Below are 21,337 nucleotides of genomic sequence, written 5' to 3' on the forward strand. Positions count from 1 at the left end.
CCTGCCTGGGGCGGCTTGCCGGCCGCGGGCAGCACCGGCGCGCTGAGCTGCGCCGCTGTCCAGGCATCGCGCCGCTCCTTCGCCTGCATCGCGGCGCGCATCTGCTCGCGCAGCTCGCGGCCCACCTGCTCGATGTCATGCTCGCTGGTGGTAGCCGATGGCTTGCGGATGAAATCGAAGGCGCCAAGCTCCAGCGCCATGATCGTCTCCCGCATGCCTTGTTCATTGATGCCCGACAGCATAATTACCGGCAACGGATGTTCCTTCATGATGACCTTGAGCGCGTCCAGACCGTTCATTTCCGGCATTTCCACGTCCATCGTCACCAAATCCGGTTGAACTCGCGCGATTTGCTCAATCGCTTCGCGTCCGTTCTTGGCCGTTGCCGAGACCTGAAAAGCCTTGTCCTGTTCGATCAGGTCCGAGATGATCTTACGCATAAACGCCGAATCGTCTACCACCATCACTCGATAAGACATCAACGTTCCACTCCTGTTCCTTTACGAAGAATCATTTTGCCAGTTTTAACCATTTCTGCATAAATCCCTTGATTCCCGATAAAGTATCCTTCGGCTTGGTTTGCGGAACATTCAGATAAGCCAAAGCCAATCGCTGAATATCGCGCGTTGCCGAGCAACCGGGGAAAGCGATGGAGAAAGGAACCTGCTTCTTGACCGCCTGCATCACATGCGGATCGTCGTTGAGATAGCCGAGCACAGGGATTTCCATATCGAGGAAACGGCTGGCGACCAACGAAATTTTATCGGCGACCTGCTTCGCCTCAAGCTCCCCGGAGACCCGGTTAACGACTAACCGGAATGGCAACTCTTGATCCATTCCATGAACAACCTTGATCAAGGCATAAGCATCTGTGATCGAGGTTGGCTCCGGCGTCGTGACGACCAGGCACTCATCGGCAGCGGTGATGAACTTGAGCGTTTCCTTCGATAAACCGGCACCTGTATCAAAAAGGATAAAATCCATCTCCTCGGAAATCATCTCGATCTGCGAGGTGAAGTAATTCAGATCCCCTTCGGACAGGGTGAACAGTTCGGTGAGCCCGGAGCCGCCCGCAATAAAAGGTAACGCGTGCGTGCCCAGCTCCACGATCTCCGTAATGTTCTTTTCTCCCTTCAGCAAGTGATACAAGTTATATCTCGGCCTGATGCCCATTAACACGTCGATATTTGCCATACCGATATCCGCATCAAAGATCAGTACTTTACGTCCAAGCGACTTTAGCGCTAAGGCAAAATTCAGCGTAAAGTTGGATTTGCCTACGCCGCCCTTGCCGCTGCTGATCGTCAAGATCCGGGCAGAACCCTTGCGGGCCGTAGACCCAGCTGCCTCTCGATGCGAAGATACCAATTGTCTGAGTGCTTGGGCCTGGTCATTCATGGCTTCCGCTCTCCCAGCAGCATATCAACCATTAACTCGGCGTCCGCCTGCAGCAGGTCATCTGGTACATTTTGACCGTTGGTCAGGAAAGACACCTTGAACGGGTACTCGTTTAACAGATTAAAGATCGCGCCGGTCGTTTCCGTTTCATCCAGCTTCGTAAAAATTAACTTATCCAAGTTATATTTGCTAAAGTGCTTGGTGATCCGTTTCATGTCCTGCGCTTTGGAAGTCAAGCTAAGGACCAAATACGTCTCGCTGACATCCGAAGGGGCAAGCAGGCTGTGCAGCTCCGCCACAAACAGCTCATTCAGATAGTTCCTTCCGGCCGTGTCCATCAGGATCAAGTCACAGTGCTCTAAGCGTTGCATGGCCCGTTGTACATCGCCGGGAGACTGAACCACCTCCAGCGGTACATTTAAGATGGTTGCGTAGGTCCGCAGCTGTTCAATTGCCGAAATCCGATAGGTGTCCGCCGTGATGAACCCTACCTTCTTGTGCAAGCGGAAAATTTGGTCCGCCGCTAGCTTGGCAATGGTCGTCGTCTTCCCGACCCCCGTCGGCCCGGCGATATATACGATCCTTGTCTGATCGCCAATCCCCGCATCGATCCGGTGATCCAGGAAGCTGTTGACGATGGTCCGAAGCCTAGCTTGCATGTCGTCATCGCTTAAAGTCTTGCCGGAGCTTAACCAAGCCTCGTAAACCTCTTCTACCCAACGATCTGCAAGCTCCGGGCCCACCTCTTGGCTCATCAACTGCTGTTGGATAGAATGCAAACCCGGCGGCATTTCGCGGCCATTGGTTTGCTTCTTCGCCAGCTCGCTGAGCCACATCTTCATTTGCCGAATTTCTTCGAGCAAGCGCTCTTCTTTGGCGGAGTTTACGCTCCTAGCCCCGGTCGGGGCCAGGAACTGTTCGGGGTCGGCCGCACGTGCGATCGCCGCCTCCAATCGAGCTGAAGCCGCGCTGGAAGCGGGTTCAATGGAGGTTTGGCGCAGCTGCGGCTCCGTGACCGGCGGCTGAGGCGCTGGCGGCATGACCGGGGTGATAATCGGCTCCTCCCGTTCCTGAACGCCAATGGCCGTGAGAACGGGGGACGCAGACCCAGCCTGCGGCGAGGCAGCAGGCTGGGCTAACTGCGACGTTTTGCGGTATGCCTCCGGCACGGCTTGGCGTGCAACAGGAGCCGGAACCGACGGCTGTGCCGGCAGAAGCGGTTTGGCTTTAGGTGCCGGTGCCGCCTTCTCCTCCGTCGCAGCAATCACTTCAATCTTCTTTTTCTGGAACATGCCGAGGAAACCGCCGAGCTTTACTTCCTTCGTACTCAAGATAACCGCATCCGAACCCAGCTCATTGCGAATTTTCAACATGGCGTCAGGCATCGTGTCGACGATATATCGTTTTACTCTCATAAATTCACCACCCCGACACTTTGAATTTCAACATTGGGTTCCAACTCGCTGTAAGATAACACCGGAATATCCTGCATGCTGCGCTCAATGATTTGCCGCAAATACATCCGGATCGTTGGCGAGGTGAGCAGGATCGGTTGATGGCCCGTTTGGACCAAGCGGTTGATTTGCTCCGTCAGCTTCTGGAAGACCGTCTGCGTTGAAGCTGGATCCAGTGCCAGATAGCTGCCTTGTTCGGTCTGCTGCACACTCTCGGCGATTTTCTTCTCCAGGTTAGGTCCCACAGTGATTACGCGCATCGTTTCACCTGGTTGGGTATATTGCTGCGTAATTTGTCGGGATAACGCTTGTCTGACGTATTCGGTGAGCACATCCGGATCCTTGGTATAGGTTCCGTAATCCGCCAGCGTCTCGAAAATGGTCACCATATCTCGAATCGAGATTTTCTCTTTAAGCAATTTGGCCAGCACCTTCTGGACGTCACCAATCGACAACACAGACGGAATTAATTCGTCGACAAGAACCGCGTAATTCTCCTTGAGGTTGTCGACCAGGGCTTTCGTCTCTTGACGGCCCAGCAGCTCATGCGCATGCTTCTTAATCAGCTCCGTCAAATGCGTTGCCACGACAGACGGCGGATCAACTACGGTATAGCCCGCCAGTTCCGCCCGATCCTTGGTCGCTTCATCGATCCAAAGGGCCGGTAAACCAAACGCAGGTTCGCGGGTCTCGATACCTGTAATCGTGTCGTCATCCATCCCTGGACTCATGGCTAAATAGTGATTAAGTAATAATTCACCACCGCCTACGACATTTCCTTTTATTTTGATGACATATTCATTCGGTTTTAGTTGAATATTGTCGCGAATGCGAATGACGGGAACAACCAGTCCAAGTTCAAGCGCACATTGACGCCGGATCATGATGATCCGGTCCAGCAAATCCCCGCCTTGCCCCGTATCGGCAAGAGGAATCAGCCCGTAACCGAATTCGAATTCGATCGGATCCACCTGAAGCAGGTTGATGACGCTCTCGGGGCTGCGAACTTCTTCGATTTGCTGCTCCTCCTCCTGTTGCTCCTGCTCGATTTGCCGCCGGTCCATATTTTTCTGCATCTTAATCGCGGCAAAGACCATTAATCCGGCGAACGGATAAGTTGTCCAAATACCGATCGGCGTAAAGGTGCCAAGTAGGGCGATCGTCCCAGCTACTACGAATAACAGCTTCGGATAGGTGAACAGCTGCCCCGTAATATCGTCTGCCAGATTGCCTTCCGAGGAGGCGCGGGTTACGATCAGGCCGGCTGCGGTAGAAATCAGCAATGCCGGAATCTGACTGACCAAGCCGTCCCCGATCGTCAGCAGCGAATAAGTCGAAAGGGCATCGTTAAAGCTCATGCCATGGATCGTCATCCCGATAATAAAGCCCCCGATCAGGTTGATCAGGAGGATAATGATACTCGCGATGGCATCCCCTTTTACAAATTTACTCGCACCATCCATGGCGCCGTAGAAATCGGCTTCCCGTTCAATCTTATTACGGCGCTCACGGGCTTGCTGCTCATTAATGAGGCCGGCATTGAGGTCGGCATCGATACTCATCTGTTTCCCTGGCATCGCGTCGAGGGTAAACCGTGCAGCAACCTCAGCTACACGTTCCGAGCCTTTGGTAATGACGATAAACTGAACGACCACGAGAATCAGGAAGACGACAAAACCGACAACGGGCTCTCCATGTGAAACCCATGATCCGAATGTAGCCACCACGTGGCCGGCTTTGGCCTGTCCCAGAATCAGCTTGGTCGTCGATACATTTAACGCCAAACGAAATAAGGTCGTCACGAGCAGCATGGCTGGAAAGATGGAGAACTGCAAGGCCTCCTTGGTGTTCATCGCAACGAGCAAAATGATCAGTGCGAGGGAAATATTGATGATCAACAAAATATCCAGCAGCCAAGTCGGGATCGGAACGATCATCAGTAAGACGATGCCAATTATACCAACAAGAATAAATAAATCTTTAAATTTCTTCACGTAAGTTCCCCTCCGATCCCATTATGATTTGGGTCTGCCTTTGATTCGGTATACGTAAGCCAGCACTTCAGCAACAGCTTGGAACAAATCCGCAGGGATCGTCTCCCCGATTTCGGTTCGTTGAAATAACGCCCGTGCCAGCGGCTTGTTTTCCATCGTAATTACGCCATGTTCTTTGGCGATTTCCTTAATGCGAAGCGCCACATAATCCTGCCCTTTGGCAATGACTTGCGGGGCATCCATTTTGGATCCGTCGTACTTCAGAGCGACCGCAAAGTGAGTCGGGTTGGTGATAATTACATCAGCTTTCGGCACTTCCTGCATCATCCGCTGCAGAGCCATCCGCCGCTGCCGTTCCCGAATTTTCCCCTTGATGAGCGGATCGCCTTCCATTTTCTTATATTCATCTTTGATATCCTGCTTGGACATCTTCAGATTCTTCTCATGTTCATATCGCTGATACATATAATCCAGTACCGCGAGTACGATTAGAGCGGCTGCAATTTTTAACCCTAAATTCATCGTTAACTGGGCGGTAAAATGAAACGTATCATCCACCGATACATGCCCTAATGCGGATAAGCTCCCGCGGTACCCCCAAATCGTGGAGTAGACGAGATACCCGATGATCAACAGCTTAAAAAGCGTTTTGATAAATTGAACCAACGACCGCATGGAAAAGATGTTTTTAAACCCTTTGATCGGATCCAGCTTACTGAACTTGATTTTGAGCGGTTCTCCGATCAACATGAAACCGATCTGGGCATAGTCGGCAACAACAGCCACGACGATGACAATCAGGAAGATTGGAGCCAGCAGCAACAACACCTGCACTGCGTACTCCCCCATCATCGCCATCACGTTCGTTTTCGTTACCTCCATGGACAGCCGATGATAAAACACGTCAACAAACAAGCCAATCAACCGGTCCTTGAAATAACCAGCAAATGCAGTCAAGCATAGGAATCCGGCCATTAATAACAAGGCGCCGGTCAGTTCCTGGCTCTTGGCCACCTGACCTTTTTTTCGGGCCTCCTGACGTTTCTTCGGAGTCGCTTTTTCCGTCTTTTCGCCAGCGAACAGCTGCAGATCAAGCGAATACCGATATGACATAGCGATCCTCCATCCTACTGCGGCCTTTGTCCTATCGTTCCGAGCAGATCATGAAGCGCTCGGAACAGCACCTCGAACAAAGCTTGAAACGCAACGATAAAGCCCGGCACAAGCACCAACAGCACAAATAACCCCACGATGATTTTGACCGGAATCCCGATAACAAAAATGTTGAATTGCGGTGCAGTTCGAGCCAAGAATCCAAGCGCTACGTCGGTGACAAACAGAGCTACCACCAGCGGAGCTGACATTTGAAATGCCAGCATAAACGCCTGGCTGAAGGTTTGAACTAAAAATTCGGACAAGTTCCCGTTATAAATTTGTTGGAACACTTGATTGGATAAAGGGACCCAGTTGTAGCTCCGAATAACCGCATCCAGTAAGTAGTGATGGCCGTTCATGCTGAGGAAGACCAATGTGGCGATGATATACTTGAGATTCCCCAAAACGGGCGCCGATGCACCGGTCATAGGGTCGATCACGTTCGCGATCCCAAAACCAATTTGAATATCGATAAATGAGCCCGCCATTTGGATAACGGAGAAGATCAGATTTGCCACGTACCCCATCAACAGACCTACCAGCACTTCACGAATAATCACCAATATGTATCCCAAGTCGTTTGGTATCGACTGATTCGGACCAATGGTCAACAGAATGACAACCGCGATGATGCCGGAAAAACCAACCTTAAACGTATTCGGCACCGATCGGGATGAAAATATGGGCGAAACTACAAAAAAGGCTGTCATTCGACAAAAAATAAGCATAAAAATAGAAATTCCGTGCAGTATCGTATCCATATCTTCGGCAACCTAACCGATATAACTAGATAGGTTATTTAGAATTCCGTAGGTGAAGTCAACCAGCGTCGTCAAAATCCAAGGGCCAAACAACAGCAACGCTAGTAAAACAGCAACAATTTTGGGAACGAAGGCAAGCGTCTGCTCCTGAATTTGCGTTGTCGCTTGAAAGATACTTACCAAGAGCCCCACCACGAGAGCGATCACCAGCATCGGTGCGCTGACCTTCAACACGGTATACACGGCTTGTCCGGCCAAACCGATAATAAATTCCGAACTCATACACCGTTTTCTCCTTCCCTGAACCTGAACCTATCCTCTATGTGTTAAAGCTGACTAACAGTGATTTGACGATCAGATACCAACCATCTACCAGCACGAATAGCAAGATCTTGAACGGCAGTGAGATCATGACCGGCGGCAGCATCATCATCCCCATGGCCATCAGCACGCTGGAGACAACGATATCTATAATCAAAAAAGGAATAAATATCATAAAGCCCATTTGAAATGCCGTCTTGAGTTCACTGATCGCAAAAGCAGGCACCATCACCGAAAGCGGGATGTCCTCATAGCTCTTCGGCTTTTCCATTTTGGTATAACCCATGAACAGCTGAAGATCTTTGGTTCTCGTATGCGAGTACATGAATTTCTTCATGGGAACCGCCGCCTTGTCCAACGCTTCAGTCTGGGTGATTTCTCCCTTGATATAAGGCTGTACTGCCACCTCATTAATTGTGGAGAGCGTTGGGCTCATGATGAATAACGTTAAGAACAAAGCTAAGCCAATCAATACCTGGTTTGGCGGCATTTGTTGCGTCCCTAACGAACTGCGGACAAACCCCAGCACCACGACAATACGGGTAAAGCTGGTCATCAGCACCAATATTGCCGGCGCGATACTGAGTACCGTAATCATTAAGAGAATCGACAACGAAGTGGTACCTGATGCCCCGCCCGAATCCGAATTACCGATTTGAATGCCAATGCTCGGAATCGGGTCAACGGGTTCGGCCGATGCTACGGAGACTGCGAGTATGCTCCATATCGTCAGCAACAAGCCGACAATTAACAATTTTCTCTTCATGACTCCCTCGACCGATCTGTAGATTGTTCTTCCGGATCCTGCAAGAGTTCTTCCATTTGCCGTTTCCGGTCCGGCATCTTCCGCAGCTGCGATTGAAACACCTCGTGGAAAGCGACACTGTCCAGTTCTTCTTCCTCCCGAGGCGGTTCCTTCCGAAACCGGGAGATCAAGCCGGACAAAGTCGACGACAATCCGGCAAGTTCCGCTCCTTCATTTTCGAAGGCTTGTACCAGCGAGGCTACCTCGTCCGGGTTGGATATTTTGTCTACTAACGAAATGTCCTCACCGACACCCACAAGATAGATGCTCCCCCCGAGTTCGATCACTTGCAGGGATTTGTTTGGTCCGAGGCCAACGGCTCCCAAAGTGCGAATGGCATGGCTCTGGGACAAATACCGGTTCCTTTTACCTAGAAAACGGACCAGTAATATAATTAAAGCGATTATGAGGCCAAGAACTACAATGACGGTAAACAGGTTCCCCCAAAGGTTTACGTCCGGGAGAGTATCTTGCGAGTTATTCATCGCTCAGTTTACACCCCAAGCGTTTTGTTGATCGCTTCGATAACCCGATCAGATTGGAATGGCTTCACGATGAAGTCCTTCGCACCCGCTTGAATGGCATCGATAACCATCGCTTGCTGCCCCATCGCAGAGCACATGATCACTTTCGCATTAGGATCCAGCTTCTTGATTTCTTTCAACGCTGCAATCCCGTCCATTTCCGGCATCGTAATATCCATCGTGATCAAATCCGGATGCAGCTCTTTAAATTTCTCAATCGCTTGCGCACCATCCTGTGCTTCCCCTACGACTTCAAACCCGTTTTTCGTCAAAATGTCCCGGATCATCATTCTCATAAATGCTGCGTCGTCTACGATAAGAATTCGGTTAGCCATTGATCTAAAATCCTCCCTAAACTTCTACTATTGTAATTTTTGAATGCGGTCCCACTGGCTTACGATATCCGTGACGCGTACGCCGAAGTTCTCATCGATGACGACAACCTCGCCCTTAGCAATCAGTTTGTTGTTCACCAGAATATCCACCGGTTCACCAGCAAGCTTGTCCAGTTCGATGATAGAACCTTGAGACAATTCCAGGATATCTTTAATTTGCCGTTGGGTCCTACCTAATTCTACGGTGACTTTAAGGGGTATGTCCATCAGTAAGTTTAAATTATTTTCGTCAACCTGGTTAAAAGCTGGGTTCCCCAAATTTGCAAACTGTACAGGTTGTACATTCAAATTACGCCCAGGTGCCTGTCCATAATGATGCGGTTCGCCGTACGGCTGTCCTTGAGGCGGATACCCGTATGGAGCTTGCTGCCCGTAACCATAACCCTCTTGCATCGGCGGCTGCTGCATCGGTTGGGAAGGCGCAGAAGGCTGCTGATACGTTGGGGCTTGATGCGCAGGCGATGGTGCAGGCGTTGGCGTTGGCGCAGGCGGTGCGGCCGCCGCCGCGCTTTCCTTCGCGCCGGCATTCGTTTCTGCCGTCGATCCGCTGATCAGGCTGTCCACCATCTCTTTCGCGAATTTAACGGTGAGCAGCTGCATGATGGTCGAATCGATCAAATCCCCGATGGTCAAACGGAATGAGATCTTGATAAGCGGATCAGATTCCGGCAAGCTGCTCAAGCCATTCCCGTTGGACATGTTCAGGATATCGACACCGGGCGGCGAGATATTAACGAACCGATTGAAGATCGTGGACATCGATGTCGCCGATGACCCCATCATTTGGTTCATCGCTTCTTGCACGGCACTAATATGAATCTCGTTTAACTCTTCCTCTGCTGGATCCCCTTCCCCGCCCAGCATCAGATCCGCAATCACTTGGGCATCTCTCGTCTTGATAACCAAAGAGTTCATGCCTTCAAAGCCATCCACGTACTGGACGTGAATCGCGACATGCGGCTTCGGAAACTCGGCTTCAAACTGGGAACGAGTGATGACGGAAACCTTCGGCGTCGTGATATCCACTTTTTTGTTTAACAGCGTGGAGAGCGCCGTAGCTGCACTACCAAACGTAATGTTCCCGATTTCACCCAAGGCGTCCTGCTCTAGCGGAGTCAGTACGTCGTTTACCGACAGCTCTTGGGTCGTCTCCTGATTGGCTTGTTTTAATAATGCGTCTATCTCTTCCTGAGACAAGTAATCATTGCTCGTCAAGTTCCTCAGCTCCTTCGCTGACAATTTCATCGATTTGGACCGCAAGCCGGTCCTTCACCGTACCGGGGCTGCCGATATATTTCAATCGATCGCCAACCCGGATTTGCAGTCCTTCCTGAACGGGTTTATTTAATGAGATAACGTCACCGACGGACAAGCTCAGGAATTCACGGACCGTAATCTGCGATTCGCCCAGCTCCGCGATGATCGGCAACTTGGCTTTGTTCACCCGGTTTCGCAACGCCTCGACTTCTTCGGGAACACGCGATTTCTTCTGAGAGACAAACCAATGGTGAACCGAAAGCTTCGGCATGATCGGTTCGATAACCACATGTGGTATACAAAGGTTGATCATCCCGGAGGTATCCCCGATTTTCGTGCTTAGCGAGATCAGTGCAATCGTCTCGTTCGGCGATACGATTTGCATAAATTGAGGATTTGTTTCCAGCGCCTCCATCCGCGGATTGATATCCACGACGGTTTTCCAAGCTTCTTGCAAGCTTTCAAAGGCCCGGCTAAAAATCCGTTCCATAATAATTGTCTCGATCTCCGTTAGCGTTCCGACTTTCGAAGGTGCCGTTCCCAGACCGCCTAACAGCCGGTCCAGCATGGCAAAAGCGACGTTGGGATGCACCTCCAGCACCATTCTTCCTTCCAGCGGCTCCGCTTCAAAAATGTTCAAAATCGTCATTTTCGGAATGGAGCGGATAAACTCGTCATAAGGAAGCTGCTCGACCTGAACGACGTTAATTTGCACGAACGTGCGTAGTTGAGCCGAAAAATAGGTAGTGAGATAACGGGCAAAGTTCTCGTGAATTCGAGTCAAGCTTCGAATATGATCTTTGGAAAATCTAACCGCTCTTTTGAAATCATAGGAACGAATCTTCTTCTGCGTCTCTTCCTTTTTCAGTTCCTCGGCGTCCATTTCACCCGATGATAACGCAGCAAGCAACGCATCGATTTCGTTCTGCGACAACACATCAACCAACCATCTCACCCCCTTAGAAAAATCCCTATTCGTTCGATATTCGTTAGATCGTCGACATGATGAAGTCAGTAATATCGATCTGAATCAATTTCCCTTCCGGCAGCGATTTGTTGATCAGGTTGAGCAATTTGGAACTCAGATTGTCTTTTCCCAATGCACCCGTCAATTCCTCCGGCTTGGTATCCGCCAACGTTTTGATAATAATCGGCTTGATTTTGTAATCCTTGATTTTGTCGAAGGTTTCCTTAGATGCTGCGCTATCCAATTGGAACGCAAAATCGATGACCACCACATAATCCGGATCGGATAAATTCGTCTTGATGTCGTCGATCGTAGATGTCACCTGGACGAGTTCGTCGGCCGACAATTTCTTCGGTGCAGCTACGCTGTCAACAGCAGCATTCACTTCGGTACCTGGTTCAGGTTTGTTCATTTGATTCACCAGTAGGAAGGCGGCCAATACGATTAATGTGATGGCAAGCAAAATCGTAATTAACCATGGCAGCATTCTTTTCATGACCATTCCTCCGTTTGTTGCACTTTAATAGTTGCTGCGTGGATGCCGATCTCCCGATAATAGTCTCGTATCATCTGGATCACATCGGCCGCCTTCTCCAGCACGATAATCCGCTTCCCTGTGACCAGGGTGACGTATGTATCCGGTGTTTCTTCCACAGTCTCGATCATGATGGCATTCAGCCACATCTGAGAACCGTTTAGGCGTGTTACTGAAATCATGATTTCCCTCCTAAGCGATCAAGGAAGCGGGGATATCCGCCGGGGAACGGCGGTTTCCCCTTCCCCGGCTACCCCTTCGCTTAACGTTTCAGATTAACAACTTCCTGAAGCACTTCATCGGAGGTCGTGATGATCCGCGAATTCGCTTGGAACCCCCGCTGCGCTACGATCATTTCGGTAAACTCGCCCGTCAGATCGACGTTGGACATTTCCAATTGGCCGACGATCAGAGCACCCGTCCCCTCTTCTGCGTTATTCGGGTTCGTATACGTCAATTCTCCGTCTGCGATGGCATTCAGAGTGACCCGATAAAGGTTACCGCCAATCTTCTCCAGCCCCTCTGGGTTGGTGACCCGAGCTACCCCGATAACCTCACCAGGGTCCGTTCCGCCGTCGGCATTTTTCAGCATCATCGTTCCATCGGAAGCGATCGTGAAGGCAGTGACCGCGTCAAAGTCGATCGGTTCAATGACATCCCCGTCGCTGTTGCACACGAGCAAACCGTCCGAAGTAACCAGTTGGCCCGCAGCATCCAGATGAAAGTCTCCCGCACGGGTCAGGAAAGGAACCTCTTGATCCGGAGTCAGCTTCACAAGGAAAAATCCGTCCCCGTCGATCCGCAGATCGAGCGGATTGTTGGTTGTCATTGCACTGCCGCCGGTATGTAATGTATCGATGGAGCCAACGGAAACCCCAAGTCCGATTTGCTTGGCGTTCACGCCGCCAGATTCACCTTCAACAGGAGCCGTAACCCCGGAGACCGTCTGGCTCATGATATCCTTAAACATAACGCGGCTGGATTTAAAGCCTACCGTATTGACGTTTGCAATATTATTGCCGATGACGTCCAGCTTGGTTTGGAAACCACGCATTCCGGATACGCCAGAATACATTGATCTTAACATTTGCTCTCATCCCTTCCAGTGATTAAATTGCGTGCTTCGGCCGCTTCAGTCGATCCGCAGCCGATTGGCTCCCGTAACCGGTCCAGCCAATTTAAGAAATGATGACGGCGCTGTCGATTTGAGTAAATACGTTATCCTTCATGCTGCTTCCGTCCATCGCGGTCACGACGGTCCGATTGTGGACGTTCACGATCAGGGCCATATCTTTCAACAAAATGAGGGAATCCTTCGCTCCTTTAGCAGCGGCGCTGTCAATCGCCGATTCAATCTTGTTTAACTGCTCCGGCTTCAGCTCGATTCCGCGCTGCTCCAACCGTTTCACCGCATGATTGCTGAAATGGACCAGTCGATCCTCTAGCATCTCCTTAAAGTTAGACCCTACAGCGTTCTGCGGCGTGCTTTTAGTTGCCGTTAGTGCATTAGGCCCGATTCTGCCCGCATACAGCTGGCCTACTCGGATCGGCTCGTTCATGACGGATCCGCTCCTTGGCTGGCGCCGTCAGACGCTTCAGCAGGTACGCCTACTTGCTCAATATCGGAGATTTTAATTTCCTTATCCCCTACCTTCACGTAGTGGACACCGCTGCGAACGATGATGGAATCCACGATGCCGCTTTCTCTCTCAACAATGACCTCAGCTTGGCCTGTGGCAACGTCATAATTACCTGTTTTGGTCTGACTCACCCAAGTCACTTGTTTTCCGATCAGTCCGGAATCATTGCCCAAGGACTCCCCTAAAGCGGAAATCTGCTCAGAGATGTTGGTCAGCTGCTCAACGGACGTAAACTGGGCCATTTGTGCAACCATCTGCGTATTGTCCATCGGGGATAAAGGATCCTGATTTTGCATCTGGGCGATCATGAGTTTAAGGAAAGCATCTTTGCCCAGCTCATTGCTTTTCGTGCTGGCCTTTTGAACGTTACTCTGTGAATAATTCGGCCACGACACCGAAGAAAAATACGTATCAGCCACGGAGGTACCTCCTTTCTGCGAATTAAGGCGAATTAAGCCCGGGCGACAAAGGAACTGCCGTAGCTTTGCTCTTTGGCTCTGACTTCAGCAACCCATTCGTTCCATTCTTCGTTCAAGTCATGGATGGCCAGCGTTTCGTCCTCTGTTATTGGACGACGTTTTTCGCTTTGTTGTTGTCCTGTGCCTCCGCCGGATTGCCGGCCATCATGGTACATATGGGAGGACAATGACGTATTTTGCGTGACCTCCAGTTTGTTAACCTGAAGACCTTGAGACTGCAACGCCGATCTGAGCTGTGCCATTTGTTGTTCCAGCGATTCTTTGGCAAAAGCATGTTCCGTCATAAATTGGGCAGTTAACTGTCCGTTTTGCATCGTAATGCGTACGTCAACCTGTCCCAAATGCTCCGGATAAAGCGAAATTCTCGCCTCGGACACGCCTTTCAGATTCACGATCTCCAGCTTATTCACCAGGAAACCGCTCATTTCTTTCGCGAAATTTTCTACTGGAACCGGTTTGGCAACATGCTTCACGGACTTGATTCCGCTGTCCCGGAGTGCCAGTTGTCCTGCGGTCACGATCTGACCGGTTTGAACGGGATCCTCATGAACGTTAGTCTCCGCGGTTACCCCGTCAACTGTCGAATCGGCTTCGAATGCCGAATCATTAACGCGGAATGCCGCCGTGTTGTTGCTAGGCTGCGAGCTCGATTGTACAGCACGGGTATCTCCACGGTTTAGCATGTCACCGTTTTGACCTGAGCGGCCCTGTTGGTTAGCTGCTGCACCTGGGTCTGTCGTATAGGTACGAGGTTGCAATCCTGTGGTTTCCGTCCCTTTTCCGCCATTAAGCTTCGTCTCCGCCGAATCCGAGATCGCATCCAGCACTTGTTGCAGGGAATCCAGCATAGCACCGGCTTGTCCCTGTGCACTTGCGGTCAGCTTAGCGGCACCACCGTTCGACTCCGCAGCTGCTAACAGTTGGACCAGTGTGTCCTGAACCGCAAACCGCATCGTCTCCGGTTGCTGGGCCAGCACAGGTAGAGCGTTGTCTCCCTCCGCCCCTAAACCCGCATTTTCAGACACACCTGTCTGTTGCAATAGGGTTTGGACACTTTGCAGCCAGCCTTGCAATACCGTAAGCAACGCAGGATCCGCTTGAAGCGCGTCGTCCAATTTCGGCAATTGCTTCAACAACCCTTCGATTGTAGCAACAAGCGTATTGTCCGTTGCTTCGGATGGCGCAGCCTCCGTACTGTTCTGCAATCCGGTTAGCGAGAGCATCTGAGCAGAGGCTTGTCCTTCCTGCGGCTGGGCATTGCCGAGCAGCATGGCGAGGAGCTTCTGATCAAAAGACAAAGCAGCAGTTTGCCCCGCTTCCGCCTTGCCGGCAGATCCGTACCACAACGAGTTCACCGTCCCGGCTTTGCTTACATTCACTTGCGACATGGATGAATTCATCTTGTTTCTCACCTCCTTTCAAAGCTAAATTCCTTCCTTTATTACTTACTTACCAGCTGATTCAGGATCTTCACCGATGTCTTCTCGTCGGACTTCGCCATTTCCGTCAAAATCTTGGACCGCGCAGTTCCGTTTACCGATTTTAGGATCTTCAGCCCTTTCTCAGGACTTAGCTTGTATGTTTGAAGCACTAGCTTGGCAGCATCCGCTGCGGCCATCGAGGAGAAGGTCTGACCCAGCTCGGTATCGCTCAGCCCCGTTCCACTCGCGGTGGCTGCTGTATCCGCTGCTGCCTCCATTTTGAGTCTCGATTGCAGCGCGGCGATCGCCAAGTCCTCGGATGTCTTCACATCCTTCAGCTTAATCGAAATATCCGCGGCCTTTTGCGGATCCATCTTCTCCAAAATGGCCACTTTACTCTCATTACTCATTACGCTTAACATTTGCAGCGACTCTTCCGTCGTCAACTTATTGAAAATCGCTGCCGCTTTACTAGGACTCATTTCCGCATACAGATTGGCCAGCTTCTTGACTTCCTTCTGATAAGCTTCCAATTCTGCCGCTTGCCGCTGCTCGCTCTCTTTCTGCTGAACGGAAGCCAGCTGATCCTGCAGTTCCTTCACCTTCTCCTGCTGCTCGGCTGCTTGCTGGTTGGCGGTTTGCAGCTCTGCCTGCTGTTTGGCTAACTGCTCCTTTAGCTCCTTCACAGTAGCTTCGGTGCTCTCCCGCTGCTTCTGCTCTTCCTTCGCAGCTTCCTTTAATTCACTCTCAGGAGTGATCGGGTCCGGTACCAGGTTCTTCACCACAGGAATCCGGTTCCCCCAATCGATCAAGGTGTTGCGAAAGTCGATATTAAATAAGGTTAATAACACCCCTAGCAGAACAACCGTAAAAAGAATAGGAGTCATAAAGAACAGAAAACGCGAAAATCCGCCCCCTGTCTCTTCATCCAATTCTTCGTCCACCACCGTCTTTGCCATCTCTATCCCTCCTTCGAACAACCGTATGGGCGCCCGCTACTTTATCGGGCTCTCATGGCGAACCGGACCGTAGCCATTTCATCCAGTTCGTTTTGTTCCCGAAGAAGCATTTCGTGCCGAAATTTATCCATGGCCTTCTCTTTCGCTTTAAGCCATACCTTTTCGTCCAGCATTTTCCCCTTCAAAATCGTCTTTTTGTGTTCGACGTTGACCTCCGCTGCGCGAATATCCGCCAGCTTCCGTTCGATCGCCTGATCAAGAAAATCCATGTATCGTTGAAGTTCCTGCAGTTTGATCATGGAGGCGGTACTCTCCGCTTCGGCGGCGATCACCGCTGCGGTATTGGCTTTCTCCTCCAACAACTGCTCCAACGAGCGTTGTTCTGACTGCAGCTGGCCAATAGCTGCGGATAACATCCATTCGGCCTGCGTTTTTTCGTTGGATTTTAAATCAACTACTTTCTGATACACGTAACGGAACTTCATTCTCTACGTTTCATCTCCTTGCGAATTCGGAAATTAGCCGTTCCTGGACTTCGGCGAGCGTGACCTTCTCATTAACCTTCTGCTTCGTAAAGTTCCATATCTGCTGAATGGCCCCAATTGCTTCATCAATGTCCGGGTTCGATCCGGGTTGATAAGCGCCGATATTAATTAAATCCTCGGAATCCTTATAAACAGCCATCAACCGTTTCAGATTTTCGGCCGCCTCATTTTGCTCATCCGACACAATATCCTTCATGACCCGGCTAATGCTGGCTAGGATATCAATCGCGGGGAAGTGACCTTTGTTCGCGATCCCGCGGTTCAAAACGATATGCCCGTCCAATATCCCGCGTACGGCGTCCGCAATCGGTTCATTCATATCGTCACCGTCAACGAGCACGGTATAGAAGGCGGTAATCGAACCGGTTGGTCCCGTTCCTGCCCGCTCCATCAGCTTCGGCAAGGCGGCAAACACGGAAGGGGTGTAACCGCGCATGGCAGGAGGCTCACCTACGGCTAACCCTACCTCACGCAGCGCCATCGCGTAACGGGTGACGGAATCCATCATCAGCATGACGTTGAGCCCGCGGTCCCGAAAATACTCCGCAATGGTTGTGGCGATCAAAGCCCCTTTCATCCGGATTAAAGCCGGCTGATCGGAGGTTGCAACGACGACAACAGAGCGCTCCAATCCTTCCGGGCCAAGATCCCGCTCAATAAAGTCAAGCACCTCGCGTCCCCGCTCCCCAACGAGCGCAATCACGTTCACATCTGCTGAGGTATTGCGGGCAATCATCCCCATCAAGGTACTCTTCCCGACCCCGGAGCCGGCGAAAATCCCTACCCGTTGGCCTTTGCCAATTGTCAGCAAACCATCGATAGCCCGTACTCCAATGCCAATCGGTTCGGAGACCCGCGGACGATTCAGCGGATTCATCGGCTTATTATAGGTAGAATAGTGGCCCATCCGTGAAGGAAGCAGCGATCCGTCCAGCGGTTGCCCCAAGCCGTCCAGCACCTTACCAAGGAGCTCCGATCCAACCTGTACCGTCAAAGGTTTGCCGGTCCCAACGACATCACAACCAGGTCCGATCGATTGCAGCTCACCGAGCGGCATCAACAATACCTTGTTATCGCGAAATCCGACGACTTCAGCCTGCAAAGGTTGCGCCGCTTTACTCGGATAGATGTAACAGAGATCGCCGATACTGGCATCCGGGCCTTCGGATTCGACCATCAGCCCAATGACTTGCGTCACCTTCCCGTTGATTCGGATCGGATCAAGCTGTCTGAGATGATCAATGTAACGTTCAGCTTTCAAACTCGTCATTCGCTTGCCCCCGCTCCTCCATCTGTAGAGAAACCCGCAACAATTCCTTCTTAATCTCCGTCAATTGTGTATCAATTCTGGCATCCACGCTGCCGAAGGAGGAGCGGATGACACAGCCGCGATCCTTGACGGTCGGGTCGGGCAAAATTTGAAGTTCAGCCTGCGAGTCGATGGCAAGGCTGAGCTCCTCCCTTGCCGCCTGCACGAAGGCAAAATCGCTTGGCGAAACGCACAACGTCAAAATTCCTTGCTCGCGTTTGCGTGCCAAACTCTTCTTGATCAGATCGATGACGTATTCCGGTTTAAGCTCAAGCTGCTTGTCGATGACTTTCTCGGCAATCGCACAGCTTAATTCGACTAGAAACGGCTCGGCTTCCTGAATGATGCGTTCTTTCTCCACATAAGCCTGTTGCAGAACGGAACCAGCTTCATTCATCATCTCTTCGATCTGGGCGCGCATCGTTGCTTCGGCCTGCGCTTTCCCTTCCTCGTAGCCTTGAGTGAAGCCCTCCGCTTTAACGGCTTCGATCATCTGTTCATCCTGCTCACGGCGCTCTTGCCACCAGGCTTCGATTTGCTTCTGTGCTTCGGCCAGCATGCGTTCCGCTTGCTCCGCCGCTTCCCTGACCTGACGTTCGGCGAACTCTTTCGCATCCGCCAACATCTGACGTCTCGTCTCTTCGGCCGCAAGATCTTCAGCGGAAGGACCTTGAACGACCGGATTCTCGGTGTGAGTGGATGACGGGTCCTCGGTTGTCGGATGAACCTTGGCTAAATTCAGCTGCTTCAAGATTTCAACCGGTACGTATTGAGACACCTTGATCAAATTAGACAATGATGTCATCTCCTCCGCCGCGGGCGATTATAATTTCACCTGCTTCTTCCAACCTGCGAATGGTAGCTACGATGCGGGTTTGTGCTTCTTCCACGTCACGCAGCCGCACCGGCCCCATGTATTCCATCTCTTCCTTGAACGTCTCGGACATCCGCTTCGACATGTTGCGGAAGACCGCTTCGCGAACTTCTTCGCTGGCCACTTTGAGGGCAAGCTGCAAGTCGCTGTTCTCGATATCGCGGATAATCCGCTGTATGGAACGGTTGTCGATATTGACGATATCCTCGAAGACGAACATCCGCTTCTTGATTTCTTCGGCCAGCTCGGGATCCTGGATTTCGAGCGAATCGAGAATCGTTCTTTCCGTCCCCCGGTCGACTCCGTTCAAGATTTGGACGATCGATTCAATGCCGCCGGCGCTGGTGTAATCCTGCGTAACCGTAGCAGAGAGCTTCTGCTCCAGCACGCGTTCCACCTGAGCGATGACCTCCGGCGACGTGCTATCCATCATCGCGATTCTCCGCGCTACTTCCGCTTGCTTCTCCTGAGGAAGTGAAGACAAGATGGCTGCCGCCTGTTCAAATTGCAAATAGGATAACACCAAAGCGATTGTCTGCGCGTTTTCGTTCTGGATAAAGTTCAGAATTTGATTTGGATCTGCCTTACGGGCAAAATCGAATGGCCGGACCTGAAGGGTTGCCGTCAAACGGTTGATGATGTCCACCGCTTTGGACTGGCCCAGCGCCTTCTCCAGAATTTCCTTGGCGTAAGTGATGCCCCCCTGGGTGATATACTCCTGCGCCAAGCAGATCTGGTGGAATTCCGCCATAATCATTTCTTTCTCGGCGCTGTCAACTTTACGGACGTTGGCAATTTCCAGCGTGAGCTGCTCGATTTCATCATCCCGCAAATGTTTGAAGATTTGCGCCGACACTTCCGGCCCTAACGTAATTAACAAAATGGCTGCCTTTTGTTTCCCGGTCAAAACCGGACTCGATGTTTTGGACAATACATTCACCTCTATTCATCAGCCAGCCAGGTGCGAAGCAAGTTAACGAATTCGTCAGGCTTCTTCTTGGCCAACGTCTCCAGCTGTTTACGCACTTGGTTCTCATTCGTGACTGTATCCAAATTGATCGATGGAAACTCAGGCGTAAGAGGCAGCGCGATCTCTTCTTCCTCTTCTTGCGCTTGCTTGCGGCGGCGGAACAAGACGATTCCGAGACCGGCCAGCGCCAGCAGAGCTGCACCTCCTACTCCCCATACCAACGGGCTTGATAAACTCAACCCGGCTTTTTGGACAGTATCCGAATGGAATGGCTGAGACAACACTGAAACTTTTCTCTGCAATTCTTCGTCTGTATATGTAGTACCAGAGTCAGCCAAATAGGATCCAACGATATTTTTCAGAATATTTTCGATCGCGGACCGAGTATTTTCATCCAAAGTTTCCTGACCTTCGGGTGGTTCAACGGCCACATTAATGGTTAAATCCTTAATAACATAGGGACTGGCGATAATGTCCTTCGTAATTCGATTAACCTCGTAGTTAATCGTCGACGAACTTTCTTCCGAGGAAGACCCGCCGTTCGTTTCCGACGAAGGATAGTTCACAACATCTTCTTCCCCAGTTCCAGGTACCCCGCTCGTTGGATTCGCCGATCCGGTGTAGCTTTTCTGCACTTTTTGTGCGCTGATCTCGATACCTTTCATGTTTTCGGTATCCACTGGAGTGACCAGATTGTCTTTCTGGCTAACTTGGTCGAAATTCAACTTGGAAGCGACCAGCACTTCAATCTTATCCGGACCGGTCAGTCTGGATAGGAATTGCTTTACGCTTTGGCGCACATCGCTTTCGAACTTCTTCTGCAGCGCCATGTTCTCTTGAACCGCCGAGGTCAGTGAGCCTGTCGTCCCGCCTTGTCCGCTTGGAAGCAAGATCGTATCATCACTCGAGGAGAGCGAGATATTTTCCACCGGCAAGTTAGGGACCGACGTTTTAACCAAGTTAAAATATCCATCGATGGCTTCCTGATTCGGACGATATCCCGGCTTGAACGTGAGGACGATAGATGCTGTCGCTTTCTCCTGTTCATCCGGGCTAGCGAACACGTTTTCTGCCGGCAAGTTAATGAGTACCTTGGCATCGTTAACGCCCTGCATTCTCTTCAGCAGCTGTTCGACCTCGCCGTTGATGGCGTTTTTGTACTTGACGTTAAATTCATTGTCCGTCATCCCGATTAAGGAAGAACTTTCATTGAAGGCTTCCAAACCGATCGAACCGTTCTGTACGATTCCCTGTGAACCGACATCAACCTTAACCCGTGCCGCGTCTTTGCTAGGCACCGAAATGGTCGTACCGTCCGGTCCAAGCTTGTACGAGATTCCGCCGGATTCCAAGTAATTGATAATCCCTGCCGCATCAGTCGAATCGAGACCCGTAAAGGCTACTTCATATTCCGTTTTGGAAAATTGAATCGTCAGCAAGATGATCGCGAGCAGGATAAAAGTCGCCGTCGAGACTAATAACGTTTTTTGTTTTTTGCTAAATTGGTTCCAGTACCCTAAAAATCGATCCCGGTACTGTGTAATTCTCTCATTCACAATGTCACCTCATCCGAG

24 protein-coding genes are annotated in these 21,337 nt (G+C 51.0%); all 24 read right to left on the reverse strand.

The genetic code is table 11. The features are described from left to right. Positions 1 to 482 (reverse strand): response regulator (locus tag M3G15_RS16405; protein ID WP_260071511.1); only part of this gene is annotated, 482 nt, incomplete at its 3' end. Between the two features lie 28 nt (positions 483 to 510). Continuing rightward, entirely contained in the window at positions 511 to 1,398 is an 888-nt protein-coding gene (locus M3G15_RS16410) for a MinD/ParA family protein (protein WP_260071512.1), read from the reverse strand. Beyond that, entirely contained in the window at positions 1,395 to 2,813 is a 1,419-nt protein-coding gene (flhF, locus tag M3G15_RS16415; protein ID WP_260071513.1) for a flagellar biosynthesis GTPase FlhF, read from the reverse strand. Before flhF ends, M3G15_RS16410 begins: the two co-directional genes overlap by 4 nt. Next, the gene (gene flhA, locus M3G15_RS16420) at positions 2,810 to 4,846 is read right to left on the reverse strand and encodes a flagellar biosynthesis protein FlhA (protein WP_009223022.1); all 2,037 of its coding nucleotides are present in this window, start codon (positions 4,844 to 4,846) and stop codon (positions 2,810 to 2,812) included. Before flhA ends, flhF begins: the two co-directional genes overlap by 4 nt. 21 nt (positions 4,847 to 4,867) lie before the next feature. Further along, positions 4,868 to 5,959 carry a flagellar biosynthesis protein FlhB gene (gene flhB, locus M3G15_RS16425; RefSeq protein WP_127576368.1) on the reverse strand — a complete coding sequence of 364 codons (1,092 nt, stop codon included), beginning with the start codon at positions 5,957 to 5,959 and terminating at the stop codon, positions 4,868 to 4,870. 14 nt (positions 5,960 to 5,973) lie between these two features. After that, positions 5,974 to 6,762, reverse strand: a complete 789-nt coding sequence (gene fliR, locus M3G15_RS16430) for a flagellar biosynthetic protein FliR (protein WP_260071514.1) — start codon at positions 6,760 to 6,762, stop codon at positions 5,974 to 5,976. A 12-nt stretch (positions 6,763 to 6,774) separates the two neighbouring features. Continuing rightward, a complete protein-coding gene (gene fliQ, locus M3G15_RS16435) occupies positions 6,775 to 7,044 on the reverse strand; it encodes a flagellar biosynthesis protein FliQ (RefSeq protein WP_009223019.1) in 270 nt (89 codons plus the stop codon). 37 nt (positions 7,045 to 7,081) lie between these two features. Next, positions 7,082 to 7,849, reverse strand: a complete 768-nt coding sequence (gene fliP, locus M3G15_RS16440) for a flagellar type III secretion system pore protein FliP (RefSeq protein ID WP_009223018.1) — start codon at positions 7,847 to 7,849, stop codon at positions 7,082 to 7,084. Next, positions 7,846 to 8,373 carry a flagellar biosynthetic protein FliO gene (locus M3G15_RS16445; RefSeq protein ID WP_009223017.1) on the reverse strand — a complete coding sequence of 176 codons (528 nt, stop codon included), beginning with the start codon at positions 8,371 to 8,373 and terminating at the stop codon, positions 7,846 to 7,848. The genes fliP and M3G15_RS16445 overlap by 4 nt, the downstream gene beginning before the upstream one ends. Positions 8,374 to 8,381: 8 nt before the next feature. Next, positions 8,382 to 8,747, reverse strand: coding sequence for a response regulator (locus M3G15_RS16450; RefSeq protein WP_009223016.1), 366 nt, complete (start codon positions 8,745 to 8,747; stop codon positions 8,382 to 8,384). Positions 8,748 to 8,774: 27 nt separating this feature from the next. Continuing rightward, positions 8,775 to 10,022, reverse strand: a complete 1,248-nt coding sequence (gene fliY, locus M3G15_RS16455; RefSeq protein ID WP_009223015.1) for a flagellar motor switch phosphatase FliY — start codon at positions 10,020 to 10,022, stop codon at positions 8,775 to 8,777. After that, the gene (gene fliM, locus M3G15_RS16460; RefSeq protein ID WP_009223014.1) at positions 10,009 to 11,010 is read right to left on the reverse strand and encodes a flagellar motor switch protein FliM; all 1,002 of its coding nucleotides are present in this window, start codon (positions 11,008 to 11,010) and stop codon (positions 10,009 to 10,011) included. Before fliM ends, fliY begins: the two co-directional genes overlap by 14 nt. 43 nt (positions 11,011 to 11,053) lie before the next feature. Beyond that, the gene (locus M3G15_RS16465; RefSeq protein ID WP_009223013.1) at positions 11,054 to 11,527 is read right to left on the reverse strand and encodes a flagellar basal body-associated FliL family protein; all 474 of its coding nucleotides are present in this window, start codon (positions 11,525 to 11,527) and stop codon (positions 11,054 to 11,056) included. Beyond that, complete coding sequence (locus tag M3G15_RS16470; RefSeq protein WP_009223012.1) at positions 11,524 to 11,748, reverse strand: flagellar FlbD family protein; 225 nt, start codon at positions 11,746 to 11,748, stop codon at positions 11,524 to 11,526. Before M3G15_RS16470 ends, M3G15_RS16465 begins: the two co-directional genes overlap by 4 nt. Positions 11,749 to 11,828: 80 nt before the next feature. Then, complete coding sequence (flgG, locus tag M3G15_RS16475) at positions 11,829 to 12,653, reverse strand: flagellar basal body rod protein FlgG (RefSeq protein WP_260071515.1); 825 nt, start codon at positions 12,651 to 12,653, stop codon at positions 11,829 to 11,831. Between the two features lie 91 nt (positions 12,654 to 12,744). Further along, positions 12,745 to 13,125 (reverse strand): TIGR02530 family flagellar biosynthesis protein, encoded by a 381-nt coding sequence (locus tag M3G15_RS16480; RefSeq protein WP_260071516.1) that lies wholly within the window; start codon positions 13,123 to 13,125, stop codon positions 12,745 to 12,747. Beyond that, a complete protein-coding gene (locus M3G15_RS16485; protein ID WP_260071517.1) occupies positions 13,122 to 13,625 on the reverse strand; it encodes a flagellar hook assembly protein FlgD in 504 nt (167 codons plus the stop codon). The genes M3G15_RS16480 and M3G15_RS16485 overlap by 4 nt, the downstream gene beginning before the upstream one ends. A 32-nt stretch (positions 13,626 to 13,657) precedes the next feature. Beyond that, positions 13,658 to 15,085: a flagellar hook-length control protein FliK gene (locus M3G15_RS16490; protein WP_260071518.1), complete on the reverse strand. Its 1,428-nt coding sequence runs from the start codon at positions 15,083 to 15,085 to the stop codon at positions 13,658 to 13,660. 41 nt (positions 15,086 to 15,126) lie between these two features. After that, positions 15,127 to 16,065 (reverse strand): MotE family protein, encoded by a 939-nt coding sequence (locus tag M3G15_RS16495; RefSeq protein ID WP_260071519.1) that lies wholly within the window; start codon positions 16,063 to 16,065, stop codon positions 15,127 to 15,129. 41 nt (positions 16,066 to 16,106) lie between these two features. Further along, positions 16,107 to 16,550, reverse strand: coding sequence for a flagellar export protein FliJ (gene fliJ, locus M3G15_RS16500; RefSeq protein WP_085168995.1), 444 nt, complete (start codon positions 16,548 to 16,550; stop codon positions 16,107 to 16,109). 10 nt (positions 16,551 to 16,560) lie between these two features. Continuing rightward, a complete protein-coding gene (gene fliI / locus M3G15_RS16505) occupies positions 16,561 to 17,880 on the reverse strand; it encodes a flagellar protein export ATPase FliI (RefSeq protein ID WP_009223005.1) in 1,320 nt (439 codons plus the stop codon). Next, complete coding sequence (locus tag M3G15_RS16510) at positions 17,861 to 18,715, reverse strand: FliH/SctL family protein (RefSeq protein ID WP_260071520.1); 855 nt, start codon at positions 18,713 to 18,715, stop codon at positions 17,861 to 17,863. Before M3G15_RS16510 ends, fliI begins: the two co-directional genes overlap by 20 nt. Continuing rightward, entirely contained in the window at positions 18,708 to 19,724 is a 1,017-nt protein-coding gene (gene fliG / locus M3G15_RS16515; protein ID WP_036643741.1) for a flagellar motor switch protein FliG, read from the reverse strand. The genes M3G15_RS16510 and fliG overlap by 8 nt, the downstream gene beginning before the upstream one ends. Positions 19,725 to 19,735: 11 nt before the next feature. After that, a complete protein-coding gene (gene fliF, locus M3G15_RS16520) occupies positions 19,736 to 21,319 on the reverse strand; it encodes a flagellar basal-body MS-ring/collar protein FliF (protein ID WP_009223002.1) in 1,584 nt (527 codons plus the stop codon). Between the last annotated feature and the right edge of the window lie 18 nt (positions 21,320 to 21,337).

Origin of the sequence: Paenibacillus sp. p3-SID1389 (genome assembly GCF_025151705.1) — a bacterium.
GTDB lineage: Bacteria > Bacillota > Bacilli > Paenibacillales > Paenibacillaceae > Fontibacillus > Fontibacillus phoenicis.